6 protein-coding genes are annotated in these 14754 nt (G+C 53.9%); 5 read left to right on the plus strand and 1 reads right to left on the minus strand.

The genetic code is table 11. From position 1 onward, the window contains the following. Window positions 1-36 precede the first annotated feature (36 nt). From ABD796_RS34090 to ABD796_RS34110, 5 genes are all read left to right on the plus strand, one after another. Window positions 37-963 carry an ABC transporter ATP-binding protein gene (locus tag ABD796_RS34090; RefSeq protein ID WP_344916974.1) on the plus strand — a complete coding sequence of 309 codons (927 nt, stop codon included), beginning with the start codon at window positions 37-39 and terminating at the stop codon, window positions 961-963. Continuing rightward, window positions 947-1915: an ABC transporter permease gene (locus ABD796_RS34095; RefSeq protein ID WP_344916976.1), complete on the plus strand. Its 969-nt coding sequence runs from the start codon at window positions 947-949 to the stop codon at window positions 1913-1915. Before ABD796_RS34090 ends, ABD796_RS34095 begins: the two co-directional genes overlap by 17 nt. 352 nt (window positions 1916-2267) lie before the next feature. Continuing rightward, entirely contained in the window at window positions 2268-5318 is a 3051-nt protein-coding gene (locus ABD796_RS34100; RefSeq protein WP_344916978.1) for a hybrid sensor histidine kinase/response regulator, read from the plus strand. Beyond that, entirely contained in the window at window positions 5296-6375 is a 1080-nt protein-coding gene (locus ABD796_RS34105; RefSeq protein ID WP_344916980.1) for a response regulator, read from the plus strand. The genes ABD796_RS34100 and ABD796_RS34105 overlap by 23 nt, the downstream gene beginning before the upstream one ends. Before the next feature lie 678 nt (window positions 6376-7053). Next, window positions 7054-11355, plus strand: coding sequence for a fibronectin type III domain-containing protein (locus ABD796_RS34110; protein WP_344916981.1), 4302 nt, complete (start codon window positions 7054-7056; stop codon window positions 11353-11355). An 85-nt stretch (window positions 11356-11440) separates the two neighbouring features. On the opposite strand, the gene ABD796_RS34115 is transcribed toward ABD796_RS34110, so the two are convergent. After that, the gene (locus ABD796_RS34115) at window positions 11441-14452 is read right to left on the minus strand and encodes a TIM-barrel domain-containing protein (RefSeq protein ID WP_344916983.1); all 3012 of its coding nucleotides are present in this window, start codon (window positions 14450-14452) and stop codon (window positions 11441-11443) included. Window positions 14453-14754: the final 302 nt, after the last annotated feature.

Below are 14754 nucleotides of genomic sequence, written 5' to 3' on the forward strand. Positions count from 1 at the left end.
ATACTAAACCCAAAAGCGCAAGGAGGCTATTTGGGAATGAGCAAAGAAGCGGTTTTGCAGCTTCGCAATGTAACGAAAAAAATCGGCGGGCGCACGATTGTCGACAACTTGACGTTTGATGTGCCGAAGGGGGAAGTGTTCGGCTTCCTGGGTCCGAACGGTGCGGGCAAAACGACGACCATTCGCATGATCGTCGGACTAATCTCGATGACGAAGGGGGAAGTGCTCGTCAAAGGGATTTCGGTGCGGAGTCATTTTGAAATGGCGATGACGCATATCGGGGCAATTGTGGAAAATCCGGAAATGTATAAATTTTTGACCGGATACCAAAATCTGGTCTTATTTGCGAGACGGCATATCGGCGTAACGAAAGAACGGATTAATGAAGTGGTCAAGCTGGTCGGTTTGCAAACTCGCATTCACGAAAAAGTAAAGCGCTACTCGCTCGGCATGAGACAGCGGCTCGGCGTGGCGCAAGCGCTGCTGCATAAGCCTTCCGTCCTTATTTTCGACGAGCCGACGAATGGACTCGATCCGGCCGGCATTCGCGAGCTGCGCGATTATTTGCGTGCACTGGCGCAGCAGGAAGGCATCGCGATCATCGTATCGTCGCATTTGCTGTCGGAGATGGAGCTGATGTGCGATAGAATCGCCATCATTCAAGCCGGCAAGCTCATCGACGTGCGGAGCATGAGCGAGTTGAAGCGCTCTGCCGGCAGACAACAGGTCGAAATCGAGGTCGACGATCCGGAGCGGACGATGGAATATCTCGCCGCCATGCTGCCCGATCTGAACGTAGGGGTTCGGAACGGGGTACTGGCGGTGACCGCCGAGCGCGGGCAAATTCCGGAGCTGAACCGCAAGCTCGTAATGGCGGATATCGAAGTGTACGGCATCCGGACAGTGGACGTTTCGCTTGAGGATCAATTTTTGGAACTGACGAGAGGTGAGCAGGTTGTCTGATTTCGGCATGCTGGTACGAAACGAAAATACGAAAATATATCGAAGGACGCGCACTTGGGTGTTGGTCGGCATTTTGTTAGCCGCGCTTGCGTTCGTAGCCGGGCTTATGAAATGGGAGGAGCAGAAGCGCGAAGGGAATGCCGACTGGAAGCAGCAAGTCCTTCTTCAGAACGAGCAGATGAAGCAAACCATGTCCGAGAAGGAAAGCGAGGTCAGCCCCGCAACGAAAAGCAGGATGGAACAGAGCGTCAAATTGAACGAATATTACATCGAGCGCGACATCAATCCTTATGAAAATTCGCTGTGGACTTTCGTCAATATATCGTCCACGCTGATCGTTCTCGTCACTTTGTTGACGGTCGTCGTAGCCGCAGACATGGTCGCGGCCGAGTTTTCATGGGGGACGATCAAGCTGCTGCTTGTCGGCCCGGCGTCAAGAACGAAAGTGCTGCTGAGCAAGTACGCGGCAACTATGCTGTTCGCCTTGTTCCTGCTCGTACTATCCTTCGCCGTCGCCTTCGCGCTGGGTGCGATTCTCGAAGGATTCGACGGCTTAACGCGGCCGCTCGTAACGATCGGCGCGGACGGCAACGTACACGAAGGGTCGATGCTGCTGAACGTTTTACAGAACTATGGCTTCGGCGTCGTCGAACTGGTCATGTACGTAACGATGGCGTTCATGATTTCCGCATCGTTCCGCAGCTCATCCATGGCGATCGCCTTCTCGCTGCTGTTCATCCTGATGGGGAACACGCTGGTCAACCTATTGTCAAATTATGAGTGGGTCAAATATTTGCTCTTTGCCAATGTCAACTTGAGCCAATATGTGAACGGTACGCCGCTCCGGCCGGATATGACGTTGATCTTCTCCATAGCCGTATTGGCCGGGTATTACTTGCTGTTCCAGCTTATTGCCTGGCTCATGTTCTCCAAACGGGATGTGGCGGGGTAAAGCGTACACGGCAAATAAAGCTTTCGATGAAAAGTATACCCGGCTTATACCTTGCAACAGTCGCTCCAAGCCCCTGAACTCAAACAAGATCAAAAGCTGCCGGAGACATCGATCAAGTTTTTGAGCAAGGCCAATCGCATTTACTACACGGCCTCAATACGGGGCGTCCTGTTGTTTGCTCTAATGATTATCAAGCCATAAGGATGGCTAAGCCTCCAAAAACGGCTGTATCGAATCCGCGTATTTTCGCGGATTTTTTATTATTTTCGACAAAAGGGATGCTATACTTATATTTGCGTGTGCCAAAATCTTGGAACGTCAAGTACGCAGATAGGACGGTAGACGGGCTCAAATGAGAAAACAGCTGGCGGTACTGATTGGCATGATTAGCGTATTTGCCGTCGTTACGGCTATATTCATCTATGAATGGTTGCATCCTACTTTCCAATACCCGGAGGCGCGGGATGGCGTGCTGGATGCAAGACAATGGGATTTTGCGCAGCAAGGAATCATCCCGCTGCGGGGCGAATGGGAATTTTACGAGAATGCGCTGTTAACGCCGCTGCAATTTCGTTCAGGCGGGACGGCGCTAGAAGAGGAACGGCGAATCATTCGGGTTCCCGGAGGCTGGAAGGACATCGTTGCATCCGGCAGCGGATACGGCGCGGGTACGTATCGTTTGCAGGTACAGGTAGGAGACCCGGATTTGTATAGCCTTAGAGGAAAAAAGATTCGTATGTCCAGCCACATCTATATGGGGGGAGCGGACCTCGGAGGTACCGGAAGCCCGGATCTGCAGAGCGATCGGTTTGTCCCCAGCAATCTCCCTTTTTTCGGAACGGTCAAGGCGGAGACGAATACGATCGAGATCCTTATCCAAGTGGCGAGCTATCGGTACATGGAGGGCGGTTTGGTACAAGCGCCGGAATTCGGTTTAATGGGAGACGTAATGGCCAGGCGCGATAACGCGCGTCTCGCGGATATGATTGTCATTACGACGCTGCTCGTATTCGGTATTTATTTCGCCGGAATGTTCAAGCAATGGCGCAGGGAGCCTTATTTATTGTTTTTTAGTTTGTTTTGTTTGACGATGGGGCTGTTTTTCAGCATAGACAACGAAATCATAATGGCAACGATGCTTCCGTCGATCTCTTTCCCGCTGCTGCAGAAAATGCTCTTTATTCTCCCTTACTACTCGATCTTGTTTTTTATCCACTACGTCCGCTTATATTTGAGCGATCGGGTAGGAGCGGGATTTAGGCTGCTCTCGCGGTTTTCCTACGGGTATCTTTTGATATTGGTTGCGATTCCGAACGATTTCTTGGTCGTTCTCTTATGGCCGGGGATCGTGTTGCAAGTCGTCGCTTTTGCTTTCATTTTTGTTTGGATTTTTCGCAACCGGAATCGCGGGGTGCATGTCTATTATATTTTGCTCGGCGTGTTCTTCCTTCTGATTAGCTGGGTTTATGCACAGACGCGATACCAGCTCGCATTGGACAACCCGTTTTATATGATCGTAACGCCGCTGCTTCTCGTTCTGTCGCAATCGTTTCTGATGTCCGAACGGGCTCGGGAGGCCTTCCTGCAAAGCGAGCGATTAGCCGAGCAACTGATCGTGTACGATCGTCAAAAGGACGAGTTTTTGGCCAAAACGTCGCACGAGCTTCGCACCCCGCTGCACGGAATCATTAATTTGTCGCAGGCGCTGCTCGACAACAAGGAGAGGCCGCTATCTCCGGAACATCGCGAAAATATACGGCTGCTCCATCTGATCGGGCGAAGGCTGGCCGGATTGGTGCACAATATTATGGATATGAACCGGATTCGGCACGGTCAGCTCTCCATCCAGCCGAAGCCCGTGGACTTGAACATGTCCACTCGTTTCGTTATCGAGACTTTATCGATTGCGCCCGTCAATCGCGAAGTCCGGCTGCTCAACGAGCTGCCTTCTACACTTCCCTTTGTTCTGGCCGATGAAAATCGTCTGCGTCAAATTTTACATAATCTGTTGGAGAATGGGCTCAAATATACCGATCGCGGTACGGTGTCCATCTCGTCTGAAATACGGGGAGCGATGCTGGCCGTCTCGATTGCAGATACGGGGAGGGGCATACCCCCGCACGTGATGGGCAGTTTGTTCCAGCCTTACTTCCAATACGACAAGGATTGCGCCGATTCGCGCGACGGCATAGGGCTTGGACTCAGCATCTCGAAGCAATTGGTCGAATTGCAAGGCGGCCATATGGAAGTGCAGTCCGAAACGGGCCGGGGGTCCCGCTTTACGTTCACCTTGCCGATTGCTCCAAATAGATCCGATGAGGTTGCCGCCGCGGCCAATGATCGGAGGAAGGAGCCGGCCGCGCTTTCACCAGCCGTCACGGCGCAGATCGGTCCGGAGACGGAGTTCCACATTCTGATCGTCGACGACGAGCCTTCCAATTTGAAAGTGGCCATGGATGCGATCGGTTCCATGAAGCATGCCTATACGGCAGTCGGCGGCGGCGAGGAAGCGCTGGCAGTCTTGCGTCGCAAGAAGCCGGACCTCGTCCTGTTGGACTTGATGATGCCGGGCGTTTCGGGCTTGGACGTATGTCGGGAAATTCGCCTGCTGCATGGGCTCGCCGAGCTTCCGGTGCTGATGCTGACCGCTTCGGGGCAAACGGGGGACATCGTAGCCGCCTTTGCGGCCGGGGCCAACGATATTTTGCAGAAACCGTTCGAATTGGCGGAACTGAAAGCGCGCGTACAGTCGCTGCTGGCGATGAAAAGCTCTTCCGAACAGGCGGTTCGCAGGGAAATGGATTTCCTGCAGGCGCAAATCACTCCACATTTTTTGTATAACAGTCTGAATGCCTTGATAGGTCTTAGTTACAAGGATGTGAATAAGCTTCGGGAAACGATTCATCACTTGACCGTCTACCTTCGCGCCAAGTTCACCTTTGTCTTCCAAAGCGCGACGGTTCCGTTGGATCGCGAATTGGAGCTGGTTCGCGCCTATCTTGCGATCGAACAGCTTCGTTTCGGCCAGCGTCTAAAAGTCGAATACAGTATCGATGAAAAAGCTCGATGCCTGCTGCCTCCGCTCATTCTGCAGCCCATCGTCGAAAATGCGGTTCGTCACGGTATAGGGCAGAAGCCTGAAGGAGGAACCGTACATCTCGTCGTTCGTCGCAGCGACGGCGGCGTGGAAATTACCGTCGAGGACGATGGCGTCGGCATGGATGAACATAAACTGGCTATGCTCGAAAAAAGGCATACAACCGGAATCGGGATCGACAACGTCAACCGCCGGCTGCAAATGAAGTATGGGCGGAAACTGAACATAAACAGCCAAACGGGCTTGGGAACCCGAATTACGATTTATCTTACGGAGGTTTCCGATGTGGAAAGCAATTCTGATTGACGATGAAGAAATAGCATTGGACGTTCTGGACATTGAACTGATGGAGATTGGCGGCGTCGAGGTTGTGGGCAAATTCCAGCTCGTTACCGAAGCGCTTGAACCGTGCGCTCGGCTGCAGCCCGATTTGATTTTTCTGGATATCGAGATGCCGGGAACCAATGGTATTGCAGCGGCGGAAATGCTGTTCGCCCGTTGTCCCGACGCCGAAATTATATATGTGACCGCACACCATCAATATGCGATCGACGCTTTCGATACGAATGCGATCGGATATCTGCTCAAACCCGTTGCCAAGGAACGGCTGATCAAGGCGTTAGCGCGATTTGCGGATTTGCATGAAAGAAAAACGAAACGTATCGGTAACGGTTTAGTCCCCCCATCGGCCGAACAAACCGGCGGGAGAGAGGAATCGCCGTTATCGCTCAAGGTACTCGGGAGCATGGAGCTTTACGCTGCCGACGGGCGGTTGATGACGTGGCGGACGAAAAAAACGAAGGAGCTTTTCGCTCTCCTCTGGCATTATCAAGGCCAGCCGGTGTACAAATATGTCATCTTGGAGGAGCTATGGCCAGAGTATCCGGTAGAGCGAAGCCAACGGCTGTTCCATACGTCTCTCTATTATTTGCGCAGCATGTTCAAGTCGGAAGGGTATCCCGATATGGTGATGTACGGCGACGAACGGTATTGGATCCATAGCTCGATCATCCAAAGCGATATCGACCGGCTATCGGACCATTTGCAGGCCAGCCTTTCCGGAAAGGAATGGAGAGAAACGCTGCCGCTTTACACCGGGGATTATTTCGAGACCGAGCATTATCAATGGGCGAACGCCCGCAGAATGGAGCTGCGCTTGACATGGATATCCAGCATGGTCCAAGCACTGGATAACGCCGAGGACGATGTGCAGTCCATGATTCTTCGCCAACTGATCCGGCTCGAGCCGAACCGGGAAGAGTACTATGACATGCTGTTCGACTGCTTGAACCGAGCCGGCGACCAAGCCGGAGCCCGACAGACGAAAGCGATGAAGGAGCGAATGCTGCTGGAAGAGGCATAAGGCTAAGATGCTGTCAGCAGCCGTTATTTTGTCGAATCAAGGTGATATATGTTGGTTGTTGTAAAAATGTTGAGTGCCTGTTTGTTATGTTGGGTAATAAGTCCTATCATCCAATTTAACAACGAGGTGAATTGAAGCAAAATGATGTACGCAAAATCAAAACCTATCTGGCGAATATGGCTCTTTTCGCTGCTCAGTATCTTGCTGCTATGGAGCACCATCCAGCCTACTATCGGGCATGCAGAGCCCCAAAGCGGTCCCGGATGGACCTCCATTGACGGCGGAGGATTCACTTCTAATCCCCCATCTTCTATGAAATACACAAGTACTCCGAAAGCCGCCATGTTTAACAATCAATTGTATGTGATTTTCCAAGAGCAGGATATGATGTCCTCTGTTACGATTCGAGTGATGAAAATGGAGGACGGGCAATGGGTCTCCGCAGACGGCGGAACACCGTTGAATGTGAATCACAATAAAGTCGGATCCGCCCCATTCTTGGCTGTCTATAACAATGAACTCTATGCGATCTGGGAAGAGGAAGTCGGAAGCTACCCACAAAAGGCGATCTATGTAAAAAAGCTGCAAGGAAATGCGTCGTGGGTATCGACAACCATTGACCCGACCCCGATTCCTCTCAACGGGTCGAATGGTAACCGATTAGGGCGGATGCCTACCATGATCGCGCACAACGGCTTCTTGTATGCGTCTTGGGCCGAGGATGGCAAGATCCAAGTTAAGAAATATAACGGTACCGCGTGGACGAGCGATTCCATCAATTCGCTGAAATCGAACAGTAGGGCAGAGTACCCGGCTTTTGCTGTGTATAACAACGAGCTTTATTTGGCGTGGGACGAGCAGACATTGAATCCGTCTACCTACTATCTTCCTGTCATGAAACGACTGGCAACCGGCGTCTGGGACAATGTATCTGGCGCGAACGGCATCAGCGACTCGTATTCGCAGGTCCTCGTACCGCAGATTCAAGCCTATAACGGTTTGTTGTATGTCGTTTGGAAAGACAATGCCGACTATAAAATAAAAGCTTACGGCGGCAATGGCTGGAGTAATGTGGGGGACGGAATATTCCCGAAAACACCGGGCTTTAATCAGCAAAACATGATTCTTACCGTCTTTCATAACAAGCTGTTCGCCAATTGGTTGAATTGGAACACGTCCAATCCCTCCATGGCTGTAAAAGCAGCATTTTATGATGGGACGAGTTGGACACCGGCCAACAGCGGTTTGGAATCGAGCGGCGCGAACACTTATGAAGGCAGTTTTGTCGCAACAAGCGACCGGCTTTATTTGATTTGGGGGTATAGCGGTAAAGTCAGAGTGTCCGAGTATAAGGAAGGGCCTTCGGCACCCGTCGGCGTACAGGCGACAAGAAGCGGCAGTGATGCGGCAGCGATCAGTTGGACGGTCGGGACGGGGATCACGGGGTATAAAGTGTACAAGGGAACCCAGACCGGTACGTACGCTTCCGCTCCGCTAGCAACCCTCCCCGGCACGCAAGGAAGCTACACGGCTACCGGCCTGGAGGCAGGGAATACGTACTACTTTGCGGTTAAGGCCGTCAATACCGACGGGGAAAGCTCGTATTCGACGGAAGTGAGCGTTTCGATCCCTCTGCCGGCGCCGACCCTGAGCGGTTTCGAATGGGGCACCGGCAGCACGCCGGGGACGATTCGCGCCACCGCGCTGCCCGGTACCGGCACGTACAAGTATGCAATCGCCGATCCGGATGCGCTGTCTCAGCCGATGGTAGGCGATGATGCGACAGTCGCATATACCCAAACGCTTCAGCAAAATGTGGATGTTACCATGACTAGCGGTAAACGGGTGTTCGCCGTCGAGGTGGATGCCAACAACCGCATTCTCAAATGGGCCAGCATTCCGATTGACGACAGCCTGATTGCCGTAGCGGCGCCTCCGATCGTCGGGCTCGCCTGGGCACCGGGCAGCGTGGTGAACACGACGAAGGCCACGGAGCTGCCGGGCACAGGCACCTATAAATACGCGCTGGGCGCTGCAGGCTCCTTCACGCAGCCGGTCAGCGGTGCTGATGCTGCCCAGCTCGGCTATACGAATTCGCTTGTGACGAACGGCAATATAGCTGTGACCAGCGGCCAGCATATTTTCGCCGTCGAGGTCGACAGCAATAACAAAATTGTCAAGTGGAGCGACTTCCTTGTCACGGAGGAGCAGATCGCGAAGCTGGCTCCAACGCTCAACGGTTTGACATGGGGCACCGGCAAGTATATCGGCACTACGAGAGCAACGCAGCTGCCGGGCACCGGTGTATACAAATATGCGATCGGAGCAGCCGGCGCGTATGCACAGCCGCTTACAGGAGCGGATGCGGGAGCGTTGAATTACGGGGCGACGCTGTCATTGAGCAGCAACATCGCCGTTCGCAGCGGCCAGCATCTTTATGTGGTTGAAGTGGACAGCGGCAACCGGATCGTCAAATGGAAAGATGTTGCCGTCACGGACGAGCAGATTGCGGTAGCGGCGCCGGCCTTAACCGGCATCGAGCTTGCCAAGGGAACGGTTCCGGGCACGACGCAGGTCATTCAGCTGCCCGGCAGCGGCAGCTACAAATACGCGATCGGCCCGGCGGATTCCTTTATGCAGCCGGCGGTCGGAGCAGACGCGGCCGCCCTTCGGTATACGCAGACGTTGACAAAAAACGGCAATATGGAAGCGACGACCGGGCAATATCTGTATGTGGTCGAGGTCGACAGCGGCAACGGGATTCTCAAATGGACCCAGCTTCCGATCACCGACGACCAGATTATGGAAGCCGTATCGCCGGTCCTGCAAGCGCCGGCAGCGGGTGACGGACAAGTGACGCTTTCCTGGAGCTCGGTAAGCGGAGCGATGGGGTACAACCTTTACGTCAGCACGACACCGGGCCAGTACGGAACGGAAATGACGACGGTGGCCAGCTCGGTCTACGAGCATGCGGTGACGGGGCTTGTGAACGGAACGACGTACTACTTTGTCGTCAAAGCGAAGTACGATGGAGTGAACGGCCCGTCATCGAACGAAAGGAGCGCAACGCCGCAAGCGCCGTTGCCGGGAGTGCCGGTACTGAAAGCCCCTGTTGCAGGCAATGGAGAAGCTGCCCTTTCCTGGAATCCGGTAAGCGGCGCGATGGGGTATAAAATTTACGTCAGTACGGCTTCCGGCCTGTATGGATCGGAGATTGCTACAGTAAGCGGCACGGTTTACGGTCATCCTATAACAGGCCTTGTGAACGGAACGACATACTTCTTCGTCGTCAAGGCAATGAATGCAGGAGGAGACAGCGCGGCATCGAACGAGGTCAACACCGTGCCGGGCGCCGTTCCATCCGCTCCGTATCAGGTTTCTGCTGCGGCGGGCGATGGCCAAGCGACCGTTACGTTCCAGGCTCCGACCGATAACGGGGGATTCGCGACCACCGGTTACGAAGTGACGGCATCGCCCGGAAACATAACGGCAACCGGAACGACGAGCCCGATTACGGTGACAGGGCTGACGAACGGCACGGCTTATACGTTTACAGTCAAAGCCATCAACCGTGTGGGCGGCAGCGCCGCTTCCGAACCGTCCAATGCGGTTACGCCAAGCGCGCCTTCCAGCGGCGGCAGCGAAGGGGAGGGCTCGTCGCCGACACCGTCAACACCTACGTCGCCATCCGCACCATCCCAGCCATCGGTACCATCCGATAAACCGGACGCAGCTGCGACCGTGTACGTAAATGGAAAAGCGGAAAATGCCGGGGTGGTGACGACAACAACGGTGAACGACAGGAAGGTCACCACGGTTGCGCTCGATCCGAAGAAGCTGGACGAGAAGCTCGCGGCCGAAGGCTCGGGCGCAGTCATTACGATTCCGGTCACGGCGAATGCAGATACGATCGTCGGCGAGCTGAATGGCCGGATGGTGAAAAGTCTGGAGCAAAAACAAGGGGTTGTAAGACTCCAAACGCCGTATGGCATCTACATCATTCCGGCATCGCAGATCCATATCGACGCGGTTTCGGAACAGCTTGGTAAAACCGAAGCGCTCGAGAACATTGCAATCCGAATCGAAGTAGCCGTCTCGACTTCCGATACGGTTCGCGTCGTCCAAAATGCCGCTGCCACCGATGAACTGACCTTGGTTGTGCCGCCGCACGATTTTACGATAAGAGCGGTTACTGGCGATGGCAATACTATCGAGGTGAACCAGTTTGCCTCTTACGTGGAACGGATGATTGCCATCCCGGAGGGCGTGGATCCGACCCGGGTTACGACGGGCGTCGTTTTGAAAGCGGACGGTACGCTTGCGCATGTGCCGACGAAAGTGACGCAATGGGAAGGGAACTATTATGCGGTGATCAACAGCTTGACAAACAGCAGCTACTCGGTCATCTACAATGTGAAAACCTTTGACGACCTTACGGGTCATTGGGCCAAAGCAAGCATCGACGATATGGCGTCGCGTCTGGTCGTAAACGGGGTAACCTCCGGGCAGTACAAGCCGGACCATGACATTACGCGGGCGGAATTCACGGCTATCGTCGTCAGAGCGCTCGGCCTGCGGAAGGCGAACCAGGCTCCGGCGTTCAACGATATGAAATCGTCGGATTGGAGCTACGAGGCCGTATCCGTTGGCGCCTCTTACGGTTTGGTGCAAGGCTACGAGGACGGCACGTTCGGTCCGGATCGGAAGATCACCAGACAGGAGGCTATGGCCATTCTGTCCAAGGCGATGAAGCTGATCGGAATGGACTTATCGGTCGCATCCGGACAACAGGAAAAGCTGCTTGCCGCATTTTCCGATAAGAGTCTGTTAAGCGATTGGGCTGCGTCGTCCGCAGCGCTTAATATCCACTACGGCATCGTAGAGGGAAGCGGCGAGCAGCTAAGGCCGCAGGCCAATATTACGAGGGCGGAGACAGCGGCAATCGTGCAGCGGCTGCTGCAAAAAGCCGGATTAATCTAATTCGCGCGATCCTGGTACGCAAGACCCATACAATTAGGACAAGGCTGCCGATTCCGGCAGCCTTGTTATTTTTCACACCCTATCTTCACATCTTCAGCTCTCCCGGGGTAACTCCCCAAAACTTGCGGAATACGCGAATAAAGTAGCCGGTATCTTTAAAGCCGACGGACAGGCTCGCGTCTGCTACTTTGCTGCCGTTTTGCATAAGCTGCTTGGCGTGCTTCATTTTGAGCTCCATCATGTACTCGGAGAAGGACTTTCCCGTTTCTTGCTTAAACAAGCGGCTAAGATGGGAGGCGTTCACATGCAGCCGTTCGGCCGCAACAGCTAAAGTGAAGAATGGCTGATCCATCTCCTGACCGACCATTTCCTTGAGCTGCTGAACTAACGGATGCAGCGCAGATACCCGCGATTTTTGCGAAAACTCGGCTACTCGCTCCGCCGCCTGGATCAGGATCGGACCGATTGCATCGACGTCCGTCTCTGCCTGCAAGTTTAGAAAGCGCTCGTAAATCTCTCCGAAGACGTGCTTCATGGGCCACTGCTTCCGTTCCAGGAAACGGGCAAGCAAACCGCTGACGTATAAGAGCTGTTCGCCGGCTTCTCCAGGTGCACGTGTCTGTACCCATTCCGTCAATAGTTTTTCCAGCGCGGCGCGGGATTTCGCCTTATCGCCGGTCTCGAGGCCGATCTCCAAGCTTTTCTCGAATTGCGTCAATGAAGGGGTCATGAAGTCATGGCGTGGCGATTGAGCAAACAGCTGCGAGTGAGCGGGTATTACGGCGTCCTCTTTGGTATGGGCAGTCCGCCGCTTGGCGGACGTCTGTCCTTGGCGAGCAATTTCGTTTCCGTGCTGCAGCTCGATTCGTATGGCGCCAGACCTATTTTTTTCCTCTGCTACATGAAGTCGGACAATGCCGGTCAGTCTATCAAACGACCAGCCGGCAGGAGGCTGCGCTTTCTTGGCTCTGGTCGTCTCGCGATATTCCATCCCGTTTACGGCTACAAACGAAGGCTTTGCGTTCAAATGGACGTATACATCGTAGCCGCGTTTGGCCGGCATGCCGTCATACTGTCCCGTGCGCGCTCCGATATGAATACTTGTGCGATGTTTGGCCGATTCGCAAACAATCAAGGTTAAGGCAAACGCCCCGTCCTCATAGCTGCACGTAACGCCGTCATCCTCGAACAGCGTAAACTCGCTGTCCCTGTGCGGATAAATGTGCAAGCTGATGAGGTCGACCGGCTTTTGCCCGACATAGTCCATTTCCGGCCACATCGGGAAAATAGCCCCGGCGCGAACAAACAGCGGACCCCCTACATCATCGGGCGTACTATATTCGATTCTCGCCGGACCGCTATAGCGCTTGCCCGTCCAGAAATCGATCCATTCCCCTACGGGAAGTTCGACTTGATCGGTGAAAGCGGCAACCAAAAACGACTCGCCGAACATATATTGCGTCGTCTGATTGGCCATTTCCAGACTGCGGGGATAGACGAGCGGCATCGGTCTCATGATCGGCATCCCCGTCTTGTATGCCGTATAGGCGGCTGAGTAGATATACGGGATAAGGCGGTACCGCAGCTTGGCATACCGCTTGAACATATCCCGCAATGGAGCGTCAAGCAAGCACGGGTGACGCCAGTAAGCCCAACTGTTAACCTTGGACCAGGCTTGAAAAAATCCGAAATGGATCCCTTCGCGGGAATGGATATCCATATCGTTTCCGATGTTCGATATGCCGGCTAGGCTTGCATTCAACATCTTTACTAACGCTTTGGGCTCCTCGGGCTCGTCTCCCAGTCCGCCTGTCCATATGGCCGTATATTGTTGAATGCCGGCGTAGCCTTCTACCGAATGCAACATGGGCCTCTGCCCCGTCTGCTTCTTATAGCCGTTATACATCTGTTTGCCGAGCAGCAGCGGATACAGATTGCGCACCTCTTCACCGCTCAGCCCGTTACTCCATGGCTGGCCTTGCAGCTCTAGCAACCAGCCGTTCTCGGTTAATTTGAAGGCGCTTACGCCCTGGTCGACGAATTTCTCAAGGTGGGTATACCAGATTTCCTCCTGTTCCGCAGCCGGGCTGCCGTTGCCGGTTTCTCCCGCGGCCAAACGATCGCGCTCTTCCGCAAGCCGTTCCTCGTAACGGGTCAAATCGAAGTCGGAGCCCAGCCACAGACTCAGCTTAAAGCCCATAGCTTTCAGCGTGCCAATAAACGTATGCTGTCCTTTAGGATTCCAAGGTGGAATAAAGAAGCGCTCGGAGTGCCAATTTTTACTCGTGGAACGATCATTATGAACTTGCATCCATGTCGACTCCAGACCGATCATATCGCATGGAATGCCGGCGTTGCGGAATTTCACAGCATCCTCGATCGTTTCTCTCGCATTGGCCTGCTCGTTGCCGATATAAGAGAGACCGTACGCCCATAAGGGGAGCAGCCGCGGTTTGCCGGCGATGCCGGTATAGCTGTCCAACAGCTCGGCGTAGCTGCTTCCGGCGAATAGCAGGTACTCCATCGTCGGAGAGGGTACGCGAACCAGAAGCAAGTCCGGGTCCGTAAAGCCAATATCGAAATCGTGTTGCATCGTCGTATTCGCAAACAAACCCCAGCCGCGGCTGCTCATGAGCATCGGTACGGGCGTATAGGCATCCCGTCTTGCCATGCACATACGGACTTGCTGGCCTCGTTTCATGATGGTTTCCGCCCCGATGCCGGTACCGTAAAGCCGTTCTTCGGCATCGAGCTCGAATCGGGCTTCAAAGCCCGTCCGAGGTTGTTCGGCGGAGGGAGGGGAATGACGGACGACAACCTCTCCGCGCGCATGCCGGAGCGCGATGCGACCGTCGAGCTTCTCCACCCGCAGCGTCGAACGGGCCGTCCTTACCGTTACGGCTTCTTTGTCGTCCTCGACCCTATACTCAGCTTCGTACTGCGGAAGCCGGACAATGCCATAACGGACAAGAGAGGATTGCGGAACGTTTTCCGTTTGGCTGAAAGTAAGACGAAACATGGAGGAAGCAAGTACATGAATGCACAAATAGAAGTCGGAGGCGGTTTGAAGTCGGATACAAGTCGGTTCTTTGCTCACAGCATGACCTCCATAAGGCATGGTATGGTAACCGGGAAAGACACTTATCGATTAAGCGCTTACTTTTACATATTATAGCATATCCCTTTATCAGACTCATAAATTCCGCTGCAATCCAATTACGCCGGTAAAAACGTCTCCTCATCTTTCCCTGCCAAGGTTGCCGCGAATCCTTTATCGGTCCGCTTCACAGGAGGGCAATGGCGATTTCTTTGCGCGCGTTTCCGTTTCTTTCGCATGAGATTACGATGCTCTGCAATGGAACTCGCTATATATTGAAACAGGTACATCGTATAATGGCC

Source organism: Paenibacillus hodogayensis, from assembly GCF_039536325.1.
Taxonomy (GTDB): domain Bacteria; phylum Bacillota; class Bacilli; order Paenibacillales; family NBRC-103111; genus Paenibacillus_AB; species Paenibacillus_AB hodogayensis.